We start from the raw sequence: 18,214 nt of genomic DNA on the forward strand, positions 1-18,214 counted from the left end.
GTCCTCACCGCTTGCTTCTTCCATCCGCGCAAGGCCGCCGCGATAAGCGGTTCGGCCCGACAGCCCGGTGCCACGCTACCCGGGTTCGTGCGATGCCTGTTCTGATCAGGCGGATTGTGATCCTTTTGCGCAAGTGGCCCCGCCGCATACCTTCCCGGGGTGACATCGAATGTGGGCAGACTCCCGACCCAGGTACCTAGAGCCATACCCACGACGCTCAAGCAGGCGCTCTTCGTCGCAGTGACAGCGGGACTCGGCTACGGCTTCGACTCGTACGCGGTGAACATCTACGGTTTGGTGCTGCCGGACATCAAGAAGACGTTGCACATCACCGACGCTGAGGCCGGGTACATCGGTTCGATCTTCTTGCTGGGCTACACAATCGGCACCATCGGCTTCGGATACGCTGCCGACCGGTGGGGGCGCAAAACCACGCTCGGAGCGTCGATCCTGCTCTACGGCATCACCACTTCGTTGGCCGGGCTCACGGCGAATGTGGCCGCCTTCACCGGGCTTCGCTTCCTCACCGGTGTGGGCGGTGCCGGCGAACTCGCCGTCGGTGCGCCCTACACCGCCGAAGTCTGGCCGGCGAAGACGCGCGCCCTCGGAGTCGGCGGGGTAATCTTCTCCTTCTTCTCGCTCGGCTATGTCCTCGCGGCGGCCGTCGCGCTGGCCCTGGTCCCGCGCTTCGGTTGGCAATCCGCGTTCGTCGTGGCGATCGTCCCGGCCGTCGTCCTATTCCTCGTCAGGCGGGGTATCGCCGAGTCGCACCGGTACACCGATGTGCAGACCAGGGTCGACAACGGGGCTACCAAGCCACGACTTTGGCAACTTCCCGGCGTGCGTAGGCGACTCATCTCCGGCTGGCTCATCTACACCGCCAACGCGGTTGGCTACTGGGGCGTGACCGTCTTCCTGACGACGTACATCGTCAAGAGGTTCCACGCCTCCTCGATCGACGCGATCCGCTACGCGCTGGTGTTCTTCCTGCTGCAGGTCGTCTTCGTCTACATGGGAACCGCGCTCGCCGATTGGGTGGGCAGGCGCCCCTCGGCGATCCTCGCCGGAGTGATCGAGTTGATCTCAACGATCCTGGCCGCCACCTCCCACTCGTTGGACAGATATCTGATCTTCGGTGCGATCGCCATCGCCACGCTCGGTTGGCTTTGGGGCGTCGGTGACACCTACGTTTCAGAGCTCTTCCCAACCGTGTTGCGCGGCACCGGTTTCGGCATCGCCGTTGGCGGCGGCCGCGTCGCCTCCATCGCGGCCCCGGCCGTGGTCGGTTGGGGCATCACGCATTACGGGCTCGAGACGCCGTATCTGGCGCTCGCCGGCCTGTGGGCGCTGACGCTGGTCGGCTACTCGATTGGACCGGAGACCAAAGGGAAGGAACTCGAAGACCTGGCTGACGAGGCCCTCACAGAAGACCTCGTGCCGGTCCGGCCGAAGAAATGAGCGGCTGCCGATGCGCGGGATCGCCTGCGGCACATGCGACCACGGCCGACGTCAGGACGGACGCGCCACGATCACCGGGGCCTTGGCCCTGGCGACCACCGCCGCCCCGACCGATCCCAGCAACCTGCCCCTGAACCGGCTGCAGCCGTGGCTGCCGACCACGATCAATTGCGCCCGTTCGGACGCCTTGATCAGCCAACGTGCCGGATCACCGATTTCGATCCTGCGATCGATCCCCACCTCGGGATAGCGTTCGTGCCAACCGGCCAGCCGTTCAGCCAGCGTCTCCTCCTCCTCGGATAGCTGAGCGTCCCATTTCGAGTCTTGGTACAACGTCCTGGAGCCGGAGGCTCGGGGATCAGCCCAGGCGTGCAGAGCCATCAGGCCGACACCGCGCCGGGAGGCTTCTTCGAATGCGATAGCGGTCGCCGCTTCCGACGCTGGCGAGCCGTCGATGCCCACCAGCACCGGCGCCGGCTCGTCGTCGCCGATCGTGGGTTTGTCGTGGACTACGGCGACCGGGCACTGCGCGTGGTAAACCAATGCCGAACTGACCGAGCCCAGGAAGCCGCCGGCCATCACCCCGCCATGCCCCCGGTAGCCGACCACGACCATCTCCACCCCGCTGGAGAGGCCGACGAGCGTCGGGACGGTGGCCGAACGCAACACCTTGCTGTCGATCCGCACCGGGTCCCGCTCACCCGTGTGCTCCTCGGCGACCTTGATCGCCGAGGAGACGAAATCGCGTGCCCGCTGGTCCTGCCGCTGCCGCAGGTCGGCCAGCGCGGCGGCCTCGAACCACTCCGGTAACAGGGCGTCGACGACGTGGACCAGAGCCAGCGGCGCATTCCGCAGCGCCGCGTCGCGGGCTGCCCACCGGACCGCACCCAGTGCCGCTGCCGAGCCATCAACCGCTACCAAGATCGCGCCACGTGGTGGTTGCCACATCTGAAGTTCTTCCTGATCGGTGATGTACCCACCGGCAGGATCACCCGGGGCGGCCGTGACTGTCAGGGCCGAAACGATGCAAACCGAAGGACCAATGGCACCGCGTGCGGCGCATGCCGCACGCTGGCCGACTCGACGCCACGAAGGATTGATAGCCTTCGACACACGGCGCCAGACGTCGGCACTACCGACCTCCCTGGAGGAGTCCATGCGCAGGAGCGCGTCATGACCGATGTCGGCTGGACCCTGTACGCCGAGCAGATGGATGCCGTCGAGGGCTGGTTCTTCGAGGCCGATGTCGCGCTTTTCAGCAAGCTGCTCGCTTGCCAGACCGCCGAGCGCATCACCGGCGACATGCTGGAGATCGGCACATATCAGGGCAAGTCGGCCATCCTGATGGGTTACGGCCTCCGCGACGATGAAGACCTGGTGATCTGCGATTTGTTCGACGCCGTGGTGGATCACGCCGACATTTCGCCGACCCCACGGCAGCAGTACTCGGGCCTGGACCAGCAGCAGTTCCTGGCCAACTGGGATCGTTTCCATACTCGCCGGCCCACACTGGAGGTCTGCGAATCATCGGCGCTCGATCTCGGCGATCGGGTACTCCGTTTCGCCCACATCGACGGGTGTCACAGCTATCAATGCGTCGCGCAAGACATCAACCTCGCCGTGACGCACACGGGCGAACGAGGCGTGATCGTGATGGACGATTATCGGGGCGTCGAGACCCCGGGCGTGGCAGCGGCCGTCTGGCAGGCTGTCGGCAACGGCTTCTTGTTCCCCTTTGCGGCGACGTACATGAAGCTCTACGCCTGCACGTCGGCCGCCGATCAGAGTTACTGGCTGGAGCGGGTCCGGGATTGTGCTGACATCTGTGCCTTCCCCGACTTCGGGTTGCCGTCATATCGCAGCGTCTCGGCCGCGCAGATTCAGCATTCGACTGCCGCGCACTGACTGCCCGGATCATTCCGCGATCCGCGGCGTTTGCCCTTCAGTCGAGCGGCGGAGACGAACTTCCTCCTCCAAGAGGTCGGCGGCCGTGGCGGCGCTTTCCGCGGGTGTGGCCATCTGGGCGGCGACCTCACGGGTACGAGCCACGCACTGCGGCGTGAGGATGGACCGCAGATCCGCGATCAGCGAATCCGGGGTGGCCTCGACGAAGCGCCGTCCAATGCCGACTCCCAGGTGGTTGACCGCGGCTGCCCACAGCGGCTGATCGACCGAGACGGCAAGCGCCAACGTGGGGACTCCCGCGCGTATGCCGGCGAACGTGGTGCCCGGGCCCCCATGGTGGACGACCGCGCGGCAGGCGGGGAAAACGGTCGCGTGGTTCACCGAGCTCACCAGCTTCACGTGCTCGAAATGCGGGAGGTCGGCGAGGTCACTGACTCCGCTGCAAACCAACGCCCGTTCGCCCAGCTGGGCGCAGGCTGTGGTCATCGTGATGATGTCGACGGAAGATGCGACTCGCGCGCTGCTGCCGAAACCGAAATAGATTGGCGGTGGTCCCGCGGCGAGCCACGACGAGACCTCGTCGTCGTCCTCGGTCGGCAACTCCAGCGTCAGCCCCCCGACGAATGGTCGCCGGACTCCGTGTTCCGCCCATTCGGCTGCCAGTCCCGGAAAGAAGAAGTCGTCGTAGGCCTGGATCTCCAGCGGCTGCGGCGCGGAAGCGCCCTTTTCTGCTGCCAGCCCCAGCGCCCGGCGTAGCTCGTTCTCGGCGTCTTTGGTTACGGGCGAAAGCGTTTCGCTCGGAGCGATGGGATAGATGTGAATCGCGGCCTGTGGAATGTCATAGTATTCCGCAACATTGGCGGCCAGCCCTTGCTCGCTTGCGTCTGTCAACAGCAGGTCGGCCCCGTCGGCCAGCCCCGTGAGCGCCCTACCCAGCTCCGGCCACGTTTGCGTGATGTCCCGGAAGATTTCCCACGCCATGGCGGCGGGGTTCGGCGTCGCGCCGTATTTGCGAGCGATTTCTGCGTTTTGCCGCACCTGGTCCGGGCCGTGGGAGACCGCGTTCAGGCCCGCCGACTCGATGAAGCCCACGTAGTTGGGCGGGACCGCCATCAACACGTCGTGACCCCTGCGCTGCAGTTCCCGACCGATGGCGGCGCACGGCTCGATATCCCCCCGGGTACCCAGGGTCGCCAGCACGAATCTCATCGTCGCACCCCCACTCGCGGTGACGTGCGGGTCAGCCTGGCCCCCGAGATGCGCCGAAGACCAAGGGCGGCAATGCCGTAACGGCTGCGGGGGTGAGGCTGGTGACCCGCACCGCGCGCGCCGGCAAGAAGGACATCAATGGTCACGGAGCCGGTTATAGACCCTTCCAGCTGAGGTTGCACGTTGACTCCTCTCGGGCTCTCGACCCGGCCAACACAATAAGGACCTAACATTGGTGAGCAGGGGCCATAGCTTGTCAACCCCAGGTCAACGAGGCGTCGAATCGAGGAGAAGTGTCCGTGCAACAGTCGCTTACACCCCTGTCCGTCACGAGAAGGCTGCTTCTTGTCCTGTCGTTCGTGATCGCGTTCGTCGCGTCGGCTTTGCTGCCGGCCACGCTCGCCGCCGCCCACGCTGACCCGATCGGCTTCCCGCCCGACTGGCCCAACTACGAAATGCAAACCGAACAGACCATGTGCAACGCCATGGCACAGGGCTGGTCACGCGCCCAGATAGTCGGCGCGATGCAACAGGCGAACAATCAGGCCATCACCGGGTTGACCCCGGTTCAGGCTGCCAAACGTGCCAACATGTGGGTCGACCTGGGCCGGATCAAGTATTGCCCCGGCGCCATCGCCAGCTGATCCGCGTCGCCGCCCCTCGCTCGCGCCGCTAGCACAGCGCGGCAGAAAACCATCCGCCGGCCACGAGGGCGATGACCAGTGCGGCGGTCGTGTGGCCCGTCGATGCGGCGACGACAACGCCGGTGACCGCCGCGGCGAAGGCCATGACCACGATCACGGCCAGCAGTATCCGATGCGAATGGATCGCGCCGCTGGTACGCGGGGCGACAACGACGTGCTTGCTTGAGCCGTGGGTTGCGGCCATGAAGGCTCCTGCCAGTTGTGACCTGGGATACACCCTCAGCATAAGTGTGCCGTGAGTCACACACCACCCGACCCGCGCGGCGCAGCGAGGCTGGCGGGTGTTAGCGGGAGAAGGAACGCGAAGCTATGAGTCCTGCACGGTGTCCAGCAGCCGCAGCGGATGCAGGCCGTCGACCGCGCCGACGAACGGCGGGTGGATGCTGTAGCCCAGCATCCGGCGAATGTCATCGGAGACGGCACGCGCGATGTCGCGCGATATCGACAATGTGAAAGCCTCCATCGGCCGCAGCCACGGCTGGCAGTACTGGGCGGTGACGGCGAGACGGTCGCGGTCGGTGTTGTTGGCGCCGCCGCCATGCCAGAGGGTGCCCACGAAGAAGACACACGAGCCGGCGGGCATCACGACGGGCAGGGCCGTGTCGTCGGGGCCGGGCCGGCGCTTGCCCCAACGGTGGCTGCCGGGGTAGAGGACGGTGGCGCCGTTGTCGCCGGTGAAGTCGTCGATGGCCCAGATCGTGGCCGCCGCCAACGGATCTCGTGGACGCGGAACCGGATAGAACCCGTCGTCGTGGTGGGCCAGCTGCGCCGACTCGCCGGGCTGAATGTTGATGGCCTGCAACGCCGAAAGCAGGTAGTTGGGCATCAGCAGCCGATCGAGCACCGCAAGCACCCGGGGATGGTCGACGATCCCGTCGCAGACGCGTGTCCGGCTCAGCAGGCTGTAGATGCGCTGGGTACGCCGGCCCTCGAAGGAGTTGCGTCCCGTGTGCGCCAGCCAGGGGCGCACCACCTCACGGATCTGCCGGCATTGCTCGGCGGTGAGCAGGTTCTCCCAGATGACGTACCCGTCGCGGTCGAGGGCCGCCATGTCGGCATCGACGACGGCGCTGTCGACCGAGCTGCCACCGCTGGGTGTCCGCTTGTACCGCTGCGCCAGATCGCCCCTGAGGTCTTCCAGCGTCGTGACGGAGTCGTCGTCGATGTTCATTGACACTTGCCCTTCGTCCCGCACCCACAGTAAGCCGACTTCGCGCTAACTCACACCGAATCACGGCGTACCCGGGCCGACGGGACAACGCCCGCTTTCTGTACAAGGATGAAGCGGTGCGGATGCTTCTCGTAGTGGTGAGCTTCGCGGCTGTCATCGACGCTGCCGCACCGGCACAGGCCGATCCGGCTGGCAACAACGGGCCGGGCGATGCGAGTTTCCTGGCGGCGCTCGATCAGGCGGGGGTGCCCGTCAAAAGCGGACCCGTCGCCATCGGGGTCGCGAAAAAGGCCTGCCAGCTGATGGACCAGGGCCACTCGCAGGCCGACGTCATCCAAAGCATGTCGGCCAGCAATCCGGGATTTTCCGTGGACGATGCAACCAAATTCACGGTCAGCGCGGTGGCCGCCTATTGTCCCCAGCACCTCGGGGAACCGACCGCCGAGCCGCCGCCAGGTCCCACCCTGCCGCCGACGGGCATGTGGCCCATGTTTCCGTGGCCGACGCCGGGCGCCGCGTAGGGTGCGAGATTCGTCCAGGAAGATCGAACGATGCGGTCTGACTGGTGGACGATCGCGATAGGCGTCCTGAGTGCTTTCGCGGTGATCTGGCTGATTCTCGCGGTCGCCTTCTGGCTGATGCGGCCCAAGGCCACCATGCAGGACCTGGTGCGTCTCCTGCCCGATGTGCTCCGGCTGCTGAAACGCCTCGCCGCCGACCCCGAACTGCCGCGGCGGATCCGGATTGCATTGCTCGCGTTGATCGCCTTCGTCGTGTCACCCATCGACCTGATACCCGACGCCATCCCGGTCATCGGATTCGCCGACGACGTGATCATCGTTGGGCTGGCGCTGCGCTGGGTCAGCCGCACAGCGGGGCCCGGCGCGCTCGCCGAGCACTGGCCCGGCACACCCGACGGCCTCGCCATTCTGTGCAAGCTGTGCGGGCTGCCCGATCCCGCGCTGGAATGACCTTGCGCCACCTTTGCGTCGGCGACGGCCATGTGCGAATCTGCGGTGGTGGATCTACTGCGCCGCACCCTGCGATACCGGGTCCGGGTCGGCGCGATGATCGAACTGGCACTGTGGCTGGCGATTCCCTATCTGTGCATCGGATTCGTGTGGACCGTGTTTCACGGTGACGACACTCGACGAATCCAGGAGCGGGTGGAAGCGGTGCTGCCCGCGGGCGCCGACGCGGTGGCCTTCGGGCTGACCACCGCATTGTGGCCGGCATCCATACAAATCGCCCACGCGTGCCCACTGCCATGACCGGCTCTTGGGGTGAACCGGTGCGCGAGGGCGCCCTTTGCTCTTAGGCTGCCGAGCATGTCAATCGACCGAGCCGCGCTCTTGGCGGGCAGCATCCGACTCAGTTCCGGCGTCTGGTTCCTCGTCGACCCCCTGAGCGCGAACAGGTTCTGGGGGGATCCGGGCGAGCCGCCGCCGACGGCGCGACTGTTGTTGCGGTCCATGGGTTATCGCGACGCGCTGATCGGTGCGATGCTCGCCGCGGCGGCACTGCGCGGCAAGAACACCCGCGGCTGGTTCCTGGCGTCCGGCGGCGCCGACGCCGCCGACCTGCTCGGCGGCCTCAGCGTCCACGACCAGCTGAAGCCCTCGCAGCGGATCGTCGGCCTGGGCGGCGCCGTCATCGGCATCGGCGTCGGGCTCTGGGGCGCGGCGCGCCGAACAACCACCCGGGGAGCCGGTCGCGGCGACGAGCTCAATGGGGTTGACTGAGCACCATGGGCTTAGGCGTGCTGACATTCGTAACCGATGAGGGCATCGGTCCGGTGGAGCTGGGGCGGGCGCTCGAGCAGCGCGGGTTCGAGTCGCTGTTTCTCGCTGAGCACACCCACATTCCGGCCGGCGACGTCACCCCCTATCCGGCGGGTGGTCCGATCCCGCCGAAGTATTACCGCACCCTGGATCCGTTTGTGGCGCTGACAGCGGCGGCGGTCGTCACCGAACGGCTCGTTCTGGGCACCGGGATCGCCCTGGTTCCCCAGCGCGATCCAATCCACACGGCCAAAGAGGTGGCGTCACTGGACCTGTTGTCGCAGGGACGGTTTCGGTTCGGGGTGGGCGTGGGCTGGCTGCGCGAAGAGATCGCCAACCATGGCGTCGATCCGGGGGTGCGCGGGCGAGTGGTGGACGAGCGGATCGACGCGATGATCGAGATCTGGACGCACGAAACCGCCGGATTTCACGGCGAATTCGTGAACTTCGACCCCATCTACAGTTGGCCCAAGCCGGTGCAGAAGCCCTATCCACCGCTATATTTCGGCGGCGGGCCTGCGGGCTTCAAACGCATCGCCCGGCTGCGCGCCGGTTGGTTGTCGATGACACCGTCGGCGGAGGTGCTGGCGCCTCAGCTGGAGCAACTGCGCGGCGTCGCGGGGCGGGACGTACCGGTGATCAGTTTCCACGGCGGAGCCCCGACGGCCGACGAACTCGAGGGCTACCTCGCGCTCGGGGTGGAGCACCTGCTGGTGGAGTTGCCCACCGAGCCTCGCGACGAGACCCTGCGCCGTCTCGATGAACTGCGGTCCCAGGCCGCGAAGCTAACGCAAGGCTAAGTGCCGCAGAACGTTTGGTATTTGCCGAAGTCCTCCGGGGCCGGGCTCGCGTACCGGTCCAGGCCCGGCCGCGCGTCAAAGGGCGCGCTCACCGCGGCGAGGAGCTGTCGCAGCGGACCCAGATCACCCTCCGTCGCGGCCGCCAGGGCCTCCTCGACCAGGTGGTTGCGCGGAATGTAGAGCGGGTTGGCCCGGTCCATGACGTCGGCGTCGGGGCGTAGGGCTTGCCAGCGCGACAGCCACGCGTCGAACCCGGCGAGGTTGACGAACAAACCGCGGGCGGGTTCGGCATCGCCGCGCGCGGCCCGGCCGAGGTGGCGAAAGAACGAGGTGTAGTCGACGTGGCTGTCCCTCAGCAGGGCGAGCAACTCGTCGGCCAGCGCCGTGCATTCTCGCGCTTCGACGTCGGCGGGCAAGCCGAGTTTGGCGCGCATTCCGGACTGCCACACGGCGTCGTACTCGCGCTGGAAGACGCCGAACGATTCCTCTACGAGCGCGACGGCCTCCTCGACATCGTCGGAGAGCAGCGGAAGCAGCGTCTCCGCGAACCGGGCGAGATTCCAGCCCGCGACGAGGGGCTGGTTCCCGTAGGCGTAGCGACCCCAGAAGTCGATCGAACTGAAGACCGTCTCGGGGTCGTAAGCCTCCATGAAGGCGCACGGCCCGTAGTCGATCGTCTCGCCGGAAATCGTCATGTTGTCGGTGTTCATCACCCCGTGGACGAACCCGATCAGCATCCACCGCGCGATGAGCGCCGCCTGCACGGCGACCACGCCTTCGAACAACGCGAGGTAGGGGCGTTCGGCCTCGGCGGCGCTGGGGTGGTGGCGGGCGATGGCGTGGTCGGCCAGGCGTCGCAGCAGGTCGGCGTCGCCGGTCGAGGCGGCGAACTGGAAGCTGCCCACCCGCAGGTGGCTGCTGGCCACGCGGGCCAGCACCGCTCCGGGCAGTTCCGCCTCTCGCAGCACCGGACGCCCGGTGCCCACGACGGCCAACGACCGCGTCGTCGGCACCCCCAGCGCGTGCATCGCCTCGCTGACGATGTACTCGCGCAACATGGGGCCCACCGCCGCCAGCCCGTCGCCGCCGCGCGCGAACGGTGTGGGCCCGGAGCCCTTCAGGTGGATGTCGCGCAGCCGCCCGTCACCGTCGACGAGCTCGCCGAGCAGCAGCGCGCGCCCATCGCCCAGCCGGGGAACGAAGCCGCCAAATTGATGCCCGGCGTAGGCCTGGGCCACCGGAACGGCGGCGCTGGGGACCAAGTCGCCCACCAGGAAGCGCAGACCGTCGGTAGTTCGCAGCCAGTCGGCGTCCAGCCCCAACTCGGGGGCAAGCCGCTCGTTGAGGGCGAGTAGCCGGGGCTCGGCCGGGGACTCTGCCTGCCAGCGGACGGCCATCTCCGGCAACTCACGGAAGAACCGGTCCTGCAGGGCGACGGTCATATCCGGGGCGACACTCACCTCGTCGAGCCTACGGAAAAGTCCGCCTCGCCGGCCTAGCCGACGCCGATGGCTTGCTTGATCACGTCGCGGGCGCGGTCGAGCATCGACGCGAACGGTCCCAGGGCGAAGTTCAGTTTGGCCGATTCCACGCCCGGGTGCGGGCGGGTCGGCGCGATGGCCTCGGCCGCGCGCACGGCGGCGCCCATCCGCTTGAGGTCGTCCTGGCCGACTTCCCGCTGCAGCACGGGAAACTCGTCTTCCTCCTCGTGCCGGGCGTGCTCCAGCACGGCGTCGCGCAGCTTGGTGAGCTCGTCGATGAACTGCTGCGAGGCGATGTCGAGACCCTCGATCTGCGACAGCAGCACCTTGGCCTCGTGCTCTTCTGCGAGCCGGGCGTCGACGATGGCGTCCCCGTCATCGGTCTCGCGACGCACCCGCGGGTGCACCACCATTTCCTCGGCCGTCTCGTGGACGGCCAGCAATTGGCGCAGCTCGACGAACGGCTTCTCCCGCGCTTGCGGGTCGGAAGCGTGCAGGACCTCGTCGAACATGTCCTCGATGAGGTTGTGCTGGGCTTTCAGGAACGCGACGACCTCGTCGGGCGATTGGACAATCATGTCGGCCATCGCCGATACCTCCAGTGTTCGGGAAAGTTGATAATTCGCACTATGGGCTGAGCGCGGTTTGGTCGGGGCATACCCGCTGTACCAGCCCCTAAACGACGGCGCGGGTCGCCGCCACGACGGACGGAGTCGGCCCGGTCCGAAGACTTTGGCGGACAACAGTTTCCGTGCTGTTCAACGGGCGGAAGGGCCACACCGCAAAGCGATCTGGATCACACGGCCGAACCCGATGTTATCTGTCGGCCATCGAATGGGTAGCCGACCGGAAGGCGCTCTCGTGCCGATCCAAACAATCAACGCAGGAGGCGAGTTCTTCAATGACTTCATCGGACAAGACGACGGTATTGGCGCAGCTGCGCGCGTTGCACCAGCTGACCAACACCGAGATCCAGGTCGCCGAGACCCGTATCGCACAGGCGCGCACCGAGGCCGTCGAGCGCGAGCTGACGCAGAACGCGTCGAACGCGCGTGAGCGGTCCGAGGCCATCGAGAAGGCGATCCGCGAGCTCGGCGGCGTCCCCGACATCCTCGGCCCCTTCCTGGGCCGTGCCGCCGCGGCCGTCAAGGCGCTGACCGAACAGGCTCAACCGTTCGACGAGGCGCTGCTGGGCGACCTCGCCCTGGAGGACCAGCTCCTGGACCGTGCCCGCTACCTCAAGGCACTGGCCGTGGCGGCCGAACTTCCCGACATCGAGAGCCTGGCGACGCGGCTGATCACCGCGCACTCGGCGACCGTCGACTGGCTGACCACGGTGCTCGCCGAGGATGCGCTCGGGGGCCCGGCCGCGCTGCGTCGCACGCCACTGCAGGCGGCCGCCGGTACCGCGGTGAAACTGGTGAACCTGCCGGTTGAGTGGTCGGTCCGAGGGGTCGACAGGGCCGCGGACGCGCTGCGCTCCGCGCGCCCGACGTTCAACGAATTGGTGAGCCGGAGCGCGCACGCGGGCGACGTGGCGACGCGGGCGCTCGCCGCTTCGCGAAACGCCGCTCTGGAGGCGGCCGAAAAGGTCACCCGCAACGAGGGGGCGCGGCAGACCGCCGACGCCCTGCACGCGGCACGCGCCGCCGTGGGGGTCCTCGACGCCGACGAGCTGCCGATCGCCAATTACGACGAGCTCAACGTCACCGAGGCCGTGGCCGAGGTGAAGGACCTCGCCAACCCGAGCGACGTCCGGGCGATCATCGCCTACGAGGAGGCCAACAAGAACCGCCAGCGGGTCGTGTCGGCCGCCCAGACGCGCGTCGCCGCCATCGCGCAGGAGGTCGTCGGCATCAACTAACAGCGGATTCACGAGCGAGGCCGCCCGGGCGAGGTTTCCGTTCTCGGCCGGGCGGCCGAGCCGATTGTTCGTCAGGGGACACGCCCAACCGGTCGTTTGGGCATTTCGCTACGGTTAAGGCACCAGCCCGCCATCGACAACCATGTGAGACGAATGTACGACCAGGTCAACAGCAGCGCGACGGATCCCGACGACATCGGGTATCGCATCGATCCCGTCTTGGCCCGGAGCTGGCTATTGGTCAACGGCGCCCACGGCGACCGATTCCAGGCCGCGGTGCACTCCCGCGCCGACATCGTCGTGCTCGACATCGAAGATGCCGTGGCCCCCAAAGACAAGCACACCGCCCGGGACAACGTGGTGAGTTGGCTGGGCTCCGGCAACACCGACTGGGTCCGCATCAACGGCTTTGGCACCCCGTGGTGGGCGGACGACCTCGCCGCCCTGGCGGGAACACCGGTCGGCGGGGTGATGCTAGCGATGGTCGAATCGGTGGACCATGTCACCGAGACCGCCCAACGGCTGCCCAACGTGCCGATCGTGGCGCTGGTGGAAACGGCCCGCGGCCTGGAGCGCATCACCGAAATCGCCGCGGCGAAGGGCACGTTCCGGCTGGCGTTCGGCATCGGCGACTTCCGCCGCGACACCGGTTTCGGAGACGACCCGAGCACGCTGGCCTACGCCCGGTCGCGCTTCACGATCGCCGCGAAGGCGGCCAGCCTGCCCAGCGCGATCGACGGGCCGACGATCGGTTCGAACGCCCTGAAACTGATCGAGGCGACGGCCGTCTCCGTGGAATTCGGGATGACGGGCAAGATCTGCCTGGCGCCGGACCAGTGCGCCGTGGTGAACGAGGGCCTCTCGCCATCGCAGGACGAAATATCTTGGGCGAAGGAATTTTTCGCCGAGTTCGAGCGCGACGGGGGAGAGATTCGCAACGGTTCGGACCTGCCGCGCATCGCCCGGGCCACCAAGATCCTCGAGCTGGCCCGCGCGTACGGCATCGAATCGTCGGACTTCGACGACGAAGAACGGGACCATTCGCCCGCGCCGTCGGACACCTATCACTACTGAGCGACAGAACGGGTCCACCATGGGCATGGCAGTGGAGTTTCATTTCGACCCGATGTGCCCGTTCGCCTATCAGACCTCGTTGTGGATTCGCGACGTTCGCGAGCAGCTCGGCATCACCGTCGACTGGCGGTTCTTCAGCCTCGAAGAGATCAACCGGTCGGAGGGCCAGAAGCACCCGTGGGAACGGGAGTGGTCCTATGGCTGGTCGTTGATGCGGATCGGGGCGCTCCTGCGCCGAACGGACATGTCGCTTCTGGACCGGTGGTACGCCGCCGTCGGGCGCGAACTGCACACGCTGGGCGGCAAACCCCACGACCCCGCCGTCGCCCGGCGCTTGCTGAGCGACATCGGCGTCGAGGCGTCGGTCTTCGACGCGGCCCTGGGCGACCCGACCACCCACGACGAGATACTCCGCGACCATCAGCGGGTCGTCGATGCCGGCGGCTACGGGGTGCCGACCCTGTTTCTGTTGGGGCAGTGCCTGTTTGGGCCCGTCCTCGTGGACCCGCCGACCGGCCCCGAGGCCCTGACGCTGTGGAACGTCGTCACCGGCATGGCCGAATTGCCCCACGTGTACGAGCTGCAGCGGCCCAAATCCCCGGCCGATGTCGAGCTCATCGGCCGAAGCCTGCGTCCCTACCTGGACGGGCGCGATTGGGTCAGCATCAATCGCGGTGAAGTCATCGACGTCGAGCGCCTCACCGGTCAGGGAACCTAGGCCGCGTGTCGCGCGATCCAGACCCCGACCCGGGACTCCAGCTCGCTGACCGTGATCGCCGGCGCGCGCGGTGGTGCCATCGAGCGGTAGCTCTTGCCCGTGGGTGTTGTGAATAGCGCTGTATGGGTGTGGTTTTCGTCGACGGCCGTGGTTACCCGCCAGCCCGCGTTCTCCTTGACGTAGTTGCAGCTCTCGCACAGCCCCAAGCCGTTGTCCGCGGTGGTCGCGCCACCGGCGGCCCACGGTCGCGCGTGGTCGCGGTGCCGGACCGGTGCGTCGCAGTAGGGAGTGCGGCAGCGCTGATCGCGGAGCCCGATGAATGCGGCCAGGCCGCGTGGGAAGATGCGTGACCGCGACTCCGTGGCCACCAGCGCCCCCGACCGGGGGTGGGTATAAAGCCTGCGCAGGGTCGCGCGTGAACGTCGGTCGGTGACCGCGCCGCTGACCATCGCGCGCGCGACCGCGGCGGGGATGGGACCATAGCCGCCGACGTCGGCCGGCGCGTCGCCACCGCCCAGCAGCGTCTCGTCGGACAGCACCAGGTTGACCGCGACCGGAGTGGGTACCGTGGCGCTGCGACCGCTGACCCTTTCGACCAGGGTGTCGGCCATCACCTGCCCGCGTGAGCGACCGTCTCCGCGGGTGTCCGCTTCACGGCGCAACGCCGCATACACCGAAACACCTTGCGCCACCGGCAATAACGCGGTGAGGTAAGTCATGGTGTCGGGTGCCGGCCGAATGGTCACCGTGCGGTCATTCTCGGCCTTGGCCGCCCGCTCTACGACGGCATGCGGATCCAGTCGGTAGGCGATCGCTCTGGCGGCGGCCGCGATTCGCGCGTCGCCAACGCCGTTCAGGCCGGCCCGCTCTGCGCACAGCTCCGCGTCCAGCGCGCGTCGGTCCTCGACGTCCAGGCAGGCGCTCTCACGCACGATCAGCGTCGCCCGCCACTCCGACAGCACCCCGCACGTCAGTGCCGCCAGCGTGTGCGGCATCTCGTGTACCAACGCCTTCGCGAAGCCCAGGTGCCGCCCGCCCCGGGCGGGTGCGTCGCGCCGGGCCAGGGCGACCTCGTTGGCTACGCCCCGTCCCCGCCGCGCGACGGGCACCCCGGCGGCGGCTTCTTTGGCTCGGCGCGAAGCGTCCAGTGCGGCAGCGGCGCGAGCCTGCCCGGCCGCGGCCGCGGATTTGGCCGTCTCCAGCTCGGCGATGCGCTCGATCAGCGCCGATTCATCGGCATCCGGGCCGATCTCGGCCAACTCTTCGAACATGTATTCGATGATAACGGCGGCCACCGACAGGGGCCTACGCTGGCGGCTGTGAGCGCCAAGAGCCGGATCCGGGTGGCGCGGGTGTACGACGACGTCACCCCGGACGAGGGCCGGCGTGTGCTGGTGGACCGCGTCTGGCCGCGGGGAATCCGCAAGGACGACCCGCGGGTGGGCACCTGGTGCAAGGAGGTCGCACCGTCGAAGGAACTTCGGGAGTGGTATCAGCACCGGTCCGAGCGGTTCGACGAATTCGCCAGGCGCTATGAGGCCGAGCTGCGCCACAGCGCGGCCCTGGACGAGTTGCGCGAACTGGCGGGGCGCGGTGTCGTCACCCTGGTCACCGCGACTCGCGACCTGGACATCAGCCAGGCGGCCGTCCTCGCGGAGCTGCTGAAAAGCCGCTGAACGCGTGAGACGATCGTGCGATGCGGCTGGGATTGCATGCGCTGGGCATCGGTGCCGGCGCCGATCGTGCGGTGATCGACGCCGTCGCGTCAACCGCTGACGAGTCCGGCTTCGCCACGCTGTGGGTGGGCGAACATGTGGTGATGGTCGACCGGCCCGCTTCGCGCTATCCCTACTCCGACGACGGTGTCATTGCCGTTGCAGCACAAGCTGATTGGCTTGATCCGCTGATCGCCTTGAGCTTCGCCGCCGCCGCATCATCGCGGATCGGGCTGGCGACGGGCGTGCTCCTGCTGCCCGAACACAATCCGGTGGTGGTGGCCAAGCAGGCCGCCAGCCTGGACCGCCTCAGCGGTGGACGGCTGACCCTGGGGGTGGGCATCGGGTGGTCCAGGGAGGAATTCGCCGCGCTGTCAGTGCCCTTCGCCCGTCGCGGTGCGCGCACCGCCGAATACGCGCACGCGATGCGCACGTTGTGGCGTGACGACGTCGCCTCGTTCGACGGCGACTTCGTCCGCTTCGACTCGATTCGGGTCAATCCCAAGCCGGTGCGCGATCGTCGTATCCCCATCGTGCTTGGGGGCAATAGTGATTCGGCGCTGCGCCGGGTGGCGGCGTGGGGCGACGGCTGGTACGGGTTCAACCTCGACGGCGCCGAGGCCGTGCGCGACCGCGTCACCACGCTGGAGCGGCTATGCGCCGACTCGGGGCGTGATCGCGCGCAGTTGCGGCTGTCGGCCGCGCTGCGCGAGCCGGGCGTCGCCGACGTCGGCGCCCTCACGGAGCTGGGCCTCGACGAATTGGTTCTCGTCGAGGCGCCCCCTGCCGAACCCGGGGCGGCGGCAGACTGGGTCTCGGCGCTGGCCGAGCGGTGGATGGCGGCTGCGCACAGTGGGTGAGGCCCAGCCCATACTGCCGCGGGAGTTGACCGACATCCCCGAGGACGTCCGCGCTGTCCCGCCGCCGCCCATACCCGCGCTGCCCGAGCCGTACGGGCTGCGTCTCGCCGACCCGGACGCCGACGCGGACATGATCGCCGAGTGGATGAGGCGCCCGCACTTGGTGGAAGCGTGGGAGTCCGCCTGGCCGGTGGGGCGCTGGCGCCGGTACCTGAGGGCGCAACTCGAAGGCGGCTTCTCGAGGCCATTCATCGCAACGCTCTATGGAACAAACCGCGCGTACATCGAATTATACAGGGCGGCAAAGGATTCCATCGCGCACCGCTATGACTACCATCCCCACGACCTTGGTCTGCACGTCGCGGTCGCCGATCTGGACTACATCAAGCGGGGACACGTTAGTTACCTGCTGCCGTATCTGGTTGGCAGCATCCTGGGCCTCGATCCGCTGTGTCGGCGCATCATGTTCGATCCCGACCACCGCAACGTCTTGGCGCGCACGTTCTGCGAGCGCGGCGGCTGCGCCTTCCTCGGCGAGCACGACATGTCGAACCGGCGGATGGCGTTGTATGCGCTGCCCCGCACGCCCGACGACATTCCCCGCGGTTGACTCAGAGCCGCTCGGCGAACCGCTGCGCGAGGAACGCCGCCGCTTCACCCAGTGCGACGCTGACGACGATGTTGGCGAACGCCGCGCGCACCTGTCGCTCCTCGCCGAGCCGCTGAGTTTCCAGCATCCAGGTGGAGAACGTGGTGTAGGCGCCGACGAACGCGGTGCCGGCCAAGAGGGCCGCCTCCTTGCTCAGCACCAGGCCCCCCAGGAAGCCCAGCAGCGCGGCGCCGCTGACGTTCACGACCAACGTGCCGAGCGGAAACGACCGGGCGGCCCGGCGGGCCACCGCGCGGTCGACCACGAAGCGCAGCACCGACCCGAGGCCGCCGAGGATCCCGACGCCGCCCCAGACAAGGGCCGTGGTGACGATGGAAGCCGTCATCCGCGCACCCTGACCCGGCGGACCATCTTGGTGGACAGGTGCACCGCCAGCAGGCCGACCACAATGCTGACGACGGTGTAGCTCGTAGCCATGACCCAATGGCCATGCTCGATCATCTTCAGCGTCTCGACCTGCATCGTCGAGAAGGTGGTCAATCCACCACACAATCCGGTGCCCAGCAGAGGGCGCCGGTAACTCGACAGCGGCAGGCGCTCCAACAGCCGGGTGGTGAAATAACCCACCAGGAAAGCGCCGACGACGTTGACGATGAACGTCGGCCAGGGCCAGTGATGCGGGTCGCGCACAATAGCGGTGTCCAGCGCCGCGCGGCTCAGTGCTCCGAGCGCCCCGCCCACAAAGATCGCCCCCAGCTCCCGATAGTCGTGTGCCACGCGTGATCCCTTCGGTGTGCGCCCGGTCGCTAGCAGCCTAGGGGGAGACTGACCAGTGGGTGAACCGGGGAAGTAGCTGAGAAGTCG

General features: G+C 67.7%; 23 protein-coding genes. 14 read left to right on the forward strand and 9 right to left on the reverse strand.

Going from position 1 to position 18,214, the window contains the following annotated elements; genetic code table 11:
• The first annotated feature begins 159 nt into the window (after nucleotides 1-159).
• Nucleotides 160-1,458 (forward strand): MFS transporter, encoded by a 1,299-nt coding sequence (locus tag G6N37_RS01080; protein WP_163674769.1) that lies wholly within the window; start codon nucleotides 160-162, stop codon nucleotides 1,456-1,458.
• A 51-nt stretch (nucleotides 1,459-1,509) separates the two neighbouring features.
• On the opposite strand, the gene G6N37_RS01085 is transcribed toward G6N37_RS01080, so the two are convergent.
• On the reverse strand, nucleotides 1,510-2,379 hold the full coding sequence (locus G6N37_RS01085) for a universal stress protein (protein ID WP_232075230.1): 870 nt from the start codon (nucleotides 2,377-2,379) through the stop codon (nucleotides 1,510-1,512).
• A 252-nt stretch (nucleotides 2,380-2,631) separates the two neighbouring features.
• Between G6N37_RS01085 and G6N37_RS01090 the strand changes: the two genes are divergently transcribed.
• Nucleotides 2,632-3,363 carry a class I SAM-dependent methyltransferase gene (locus G6N37_RS01090; protein ID WP_163674774.1) on the forward strand — a complete coding sequence of 244 codons (732 nt, stop codon included), beginning with the start codon at nucleotides 2,632-2,634 and terminating at the stop codon, nucleotides 3,361-3,363.
• A gap of 9 nt (nucleotides 3,364-3,372) precedes the next feature.
• Here the strand turns inward: G6N37_RS01090 and G6N37_RS01095 are convergent, their stop codons facing one another.
• Complete coding sequence (locus G6N37_RS01095) at nucleotides 3,373-4,572, reverse strand: glycosyltransferase (RefSeq protein ID WP_163674777.1); 1,200 nt, start codon at nucleotides 4,570-4,572, stop codon at nucleotides 3,373-3,375.
• Between the two features lie 359 nt (nucleotides 4,573-4,931).
• Here G6N37_RS01095 and G6N37_RS01100 point away from each other — a divergent pair, with 359 nt between their 5' ends.
• On the forward strand, nucleotides 4,932-5,216 hold the full coding sequence (locus G6N37_RS01100) for a hypothetical protein (RefSeq protein ID WP_163674780.1): 285 nt from the start codon (nucleotides 4,932-4,934) through the stop codon (nucleotides 5,214-5,216).
• A 28-nt stretch (nucleotides 5,217-5,244) separates the two neighbouring features.
• Here the strand turns inward: G6N37_RS01100 and G6N37_RS01105 are convergent, their stop codons facing one another.
• Nucleotides 5,245-5,460, reverse strand: coding sequence for a hypothetical protein (locus tag G6N37_RS01105; protein WP_163674783.1), 216 nt, complete (start codon nucleotides 5,458-5,460; stop codon nucleotides 5,245-5,247).
• A 123-nt stretch (nucleotides 5,461-5,583) separates the two neighbouring features.
• Complete coding sequence (locus tag G6N37_RS01110; RefSeq protein WP_163674786.1) at nucleotides 5,584-6,447, reverse strand: phytanoyl-CoA dioxygenase family protein; 864 nt, start codon at nucleotides 6,445-6,447, stop codon at nucleotides 5,584-5,586.
• Nucleotides 6,448-6,581: 134 nt separating this feature from the next.
• Between G6N37_RS01110 and G6N37_RS01115 the strand changes: the two genes are divergently transcribed.
• The 5 genes from G6N37_RS01115 to G6N37_RS01135 are packed head-to-tail and all read left to right on the forward strand — an operon-like array spanning nucleotide 6,582 to nucleotide 9,028.
• A complete protein-coding gene (locus tag G6N37_RS01115) occupies nucleotides 6,582-6,968 on the forward strand; it encodes a DUF732 domain-containing protein (RefSeq protein ID WP_232075231.1) in 387 nt (128 codons plus the stop codon).
• A gap of 30 nt (nucleotides 6,969-6,998) precedes the next feature.
• On the forward strand, nucleotides 6,999-7,418 hold the full coding sequence (locus G6N37_RS01120) for a YkvA family protein (protein WP_163674788.1): 420 nt from the start codon (nucleotides 6,999-7,001) through the stop codon (nucleotides 7,416-7,418).
• 30 nt (nucleotides 7,419-7,448) lie between these two features.
• On the forward strand, nucleotides 7,449-7,718 hold the full coding sequence (locus G6N37_RS01125; RefSeq protein WP_163674791.1) for a hypothetical protein: 270 nt from the start codon (nucleotides 7,449-7,451) through the stop codon (nucleotides 7,716-7,718).
• 57 nt (nucleotides 7,719-7,775) lie between these two features.
• Nucleotides 7,776-8,189: a DUF4267 domain-containing protein gene (locus G6N37_RS01130; RefSeq protein ID WP_163674795.1), complete on the forward strand. Its 414-nt coding sequence runs from the start codon at nucleotides 7,776-7,778 to the stop codon at nucleotides 8,187-8,189.
• Between the two features lie 5 nt (nucleotides 8,190-8,194).
• Nucleotides 8,195-9,028 carry an LLM class F420-dependent oxidoreductase gene (locus G6N37_RS01135; RefSeq protein ID WP_163674798.1) on the forward strand — a complete coding sequence of 278 codons (834 nt, stop codon included), beginning with the start codon at nucleotides 8,195-8,197 and terminating at the stop codon, nucleotides 9,026-9,028.
• Here G6N37_RS01135 and G6N37_RS01140 read toward each other — a convergent pair.
• Together G6N37_RS01140 and G6N37_RS01145 are read right to left on the reverse strand one after the other, a co-directional pair.
• Nucleotides 9,025-10,470: a protein adenylyltransferase SelO gene (locus G6N37_RS01140; RefSeq protein WP_174813896.1), complete on the reverse strand. Its 1,446-nt coding sequence runs from the start codon at nucleotides 10,468-10,470 to the stop codon at nucleotides 9,025-9,027. The genes G6N37_RS01135 and G6N37_RS01140 overlap by 4 nt on opposite strands.
• A gap of 53 nt (nucleotides 10,471-10,523) precedes the next feature.
• Entirely contained in the window at nucleotides 10,524-11,096 is a 573-nt protein-coding gene (locus tag G6N37_RS01145) for a hemerythrin domain-containing protein (protein WP_163674805.1), read from the reverse strand.
• A gap of 314 nt (nucleotides 11,097-11,410) precedes the next feature.
• Between G6N37_RS01145 and G6N37_RS01150 the strand changes: the two genes are divergently transcribed.
• The 3 genes from G6N37_RS01150 (at nucleotide 11,411) to G6N37_RS01160 (ending at nucleotide 14,165) form a co-directional block, all read left to right on the forward strand.
• On the forward strand, nucleotides 11,411-12,373 hold the full coding sequence (locus G6N37_RS01150) for a ferritin-like domain-containing protein (RefSeq protein WP_163674808.1): 963 nt from the start codon (nucleotides 11,411-11,413) through the stop codon (nucleotides 12,371-12,373).
• Between the two features lie 153 nt (nucleotides 12,374-12,526).
• Nucleotides 12,527-13,447 (forward strand): HpcH/HpaI aldolase/citrate lyase family protein, encoded by a 921-nt coding sequence (locus tag G6N37_RS01155; protein ID WP_163674811.1) that lies wholly within the window; start codon nucleotides 12,527-12,529, stop codon nucleotides 13,445-13,447.
• Between the two features lie 25 nt (nucleotides 13,448-13,472).
• Nucleotides 13,473-14,165 (forward strand): mycothiol-dependent nitroreductase Rv2466c family protein, encoded by a 693-nt coding sequence (locus G6N37_RS01160; RefSeq protein WP_174813897.1) that lies wholly within the window; start codon nucleotides 13,473-13,475, stop codon nucleotides 14,163-14,165.
• Here G6N37_RS01160 and G6N37_RS01165 read toward each other — a convergent pair.
• Nucleotides 14,162-15,436, reverse strand: coding sequence for an HNH endonuclease (locus G6N37_RS01165; protein ID WP_163674817.1), 1,275 nt, complete (start codon nucleotides 15,434-15,436; stop codon nucleotides 14,162-14,164). The two genes, G6N37_RS01160 and G6N37_RS01165, sit on opposite strands and share 4 nt — an antisense overlap.
• Before the next feature lie 48 nt (nucleotides 15,437-15,484).
• Between G6N37_RS01165 and G6N37_RS01170 the strand changes: the two genes are divergently transcribed.
• From G6N37_RS01170 to G6N37_RS01180, 3 genes are read left to right on the forward strand one after another with little or no spacing between them, the layout of a single operon-like run.
• A complete protein-coding gene (locus G6N37_RS01170) occupies nucleotides 15,485-15,841 on the forward strand; it encodes a DUF488 domain-containing protein (protein WP_163674820.1) in 357 nt (118 codons plus the stop codon).
• A gap of 20 nt (nucleotides 15,842-15,861) precedes the next feature.
• Nucleotides 15,862-16,740, forward strand: coding sequence for an LLM class F420-dependent oxidoreductase (locus G6N37_RS01175; RefSeq protein WP_163674822.1), 879 nt, complete (start codon nucleotides 15,862-15,864; stop codon nucleotides 16,738-16,740).
• Nucleotides 16,733-17,350: a GNAT family N-acetyltransferase gene (locus G6N37_RS01180; RefSeq protein WP_163674825.1), complete on the forward strand. Its 618-nt coding sequence runs from the start codon at nucleotides 16,733-16,735 to the stop codon at nucleotides 17,348-17,350. Before G6N37_RS01175 ends, G6N37_RS01180 begins: the two co-directional genes overlap by 8 nt.
• A gap of 1 nt (nucleotide 17,351) precedes the next feature.
• Here G6N37_RS01180 and crcB (G6N37_RS01185) read toward each other — a convergent pair whose 3' ends face one another.
• Both crcB (G6N37_RS01185) and crcB (G6N37_RS01190) read right to left on the reverse strand, forming a co-directional pair.
• On the reverse strand, nucleotides 17,352-17,735 hold the full coding sequence (gene crcB, locus G6N37_RS01185) for a fluoride efflux transporter CrcB (protein WP_163674828.1): 384 nt from the start codon (nucleotides 17,733-17,735) through the stop codon (nucleotides 17,352-17,354).
• The gene (gene crcB / locus G6N37_RS01190; RefSeq protein WP_163674831.1) at nucleotides 17,732-18,127 is read right to left on the reverse strand and encodes a fluoride efflux transporter CrcB; all 396 of its coding nucleotides are present in this window, start codon (nucleotides 18,125-18,127) and stop codon (nucleotides 17,732-17,734) included. Before crcB (G6N37_RS01190) ends, crcB (G6N37_RS01185) begins: the two co-directional genes overlap by 4 nt.
• Between the last annotated feature and the right edge of the window lie 87 nt (nucleotides 18,128-18,214).

This window comes from Mycobacterium seoulense, assembly GCF_010731595.1.
Taxonomy (GTDB): domain Bacteria; phylum Actinomycetota; class Actinomycetes; order Mycobacteriales; family Mycobacteriaceae; genus Mycobacterium; species Mycobacterium seoulense.

What these genes read in the sequence shown, in the direction of transcription:
- G6N37_RS01090 (WP_163674774.1), top strand. Translation starts at nt 2,632, where the DNA reads ATGACCGATGTCGGCTGGACCCTGTACGCCGAGCAGATGGATGCCGTC.
- G6N37_RS01095 (WP_163674777.1), bottom strand. Translation starts at nt 4,572, where the DNA reads ATGAGATTCGTGCTGGCGACCCTGGGTACCCGGGGGGATATCGAGCCG.
- G6N37_RS01105 (WP_163674783.1), bottom strand. Translation starts at nt 5,460, where the DNA reads ATGGCCGCAACCCACGGCTCAAGCAAGCACGTCGTTGTCGCCCCGCGT.
- G6N37_RS01110 (WP_163674786.1), bottom strand. Translation starts at nt 6,447, where the DNA reads ATGAACATCGACGACGACTCCGTCACGACGCTGGAAGACCTCAGGGGC.
- G6N37_RS01120 (WP_163674788.1), top strand. Translation starts at nt 6,999, where the DNA reads ATGCGGTCTGACTGGTGGACGATCGCGATAGGCGTCCTGAGTGCTTTC.
- G6N37_RS01125 (WP_163674791.1), top strand. Translation starts at nt 7,449, where the DNA reads ATGTGCGAATCTGCGGTGGTGGATCTACTGCGCCGCACCCTGCGATAC.
- G6N37_RS01130 (WP_163674795.1), top strand. Translation starts at nt 7,776, where the DNA reads ATGTCAATCGACCGAGCCGCGCTCTTGGCGGGCAGCATCCGACTCAGT.
- G6N37_RS01135 (WP_163674798.1), top strand. Translation starts at nt 8,195, where the DNA reads ATGGGCTTAGGCGTGCTGACATTCGTAACCGATGAGGGCATCGGTCCG.
- G6N37_RS01140 (WP_174813896.1), bottom strand. Translation starts at nt 10,470, where the DNA reads ATGACCGTCGCCCTGCAGGACCGGTTCTTCCGTGAGTTGCCGGAGATG.
- G6N37_RS01145 (WP_163674805.1), bottom strand. Translation starts at nt 11,096, where the DNA reads ATGGCCGACATGATTGTCCAATCGCCCGACGAGGTCGTCGCGTTCCTG.
- G6N37_RS01150 (WP_163674808.1), top strand. Translation starts at nt 11,411, where the DNA reads ATGACTTCATCGGACAAGACGACGGTATTGGCGCAGCTGCGCGCGTTG.
- G6N37_RS01155 (WP_163674811.1), top strand. Translation starts at nt 12,527, where the DNA reads ATGTACGACCAGGTCAACAGCAGCGCGACGGATCCCGACGACATCGGG.
- G6N37_RS01160 (WP_174813897.1), top strand. Translation starts at nt 13,473, where the DNA reads ATGGCAGTGGAGTTTCATTTCGACCCGATGTGCCCGTTCGCCTATCAG.
- G6N37_RS01165 (WP_163674817.1), bottom strand. Translation starts at nt 15,436, where the DNA reads ATGTTCGAAGAGTTGGCCGAGATCGGCCCGGATGCCGATGAATCGGCG.
- G6N37_RS01175 (WP_163674822.1), top strand. Translation starts at nt 15,862, where the DNA reads ATGCGGCTGGGATTGCATGCGCTGGGCATCGGTGCCGGCGCCGATCGT.
- crcB (WP_163674828.1), bottom strand. Translation starts at nt 17,735, where the DNA reads ATGACGGCTTCCATCGTCACCACGGCCCTTGTCTGGGGCGGCGTCGGG.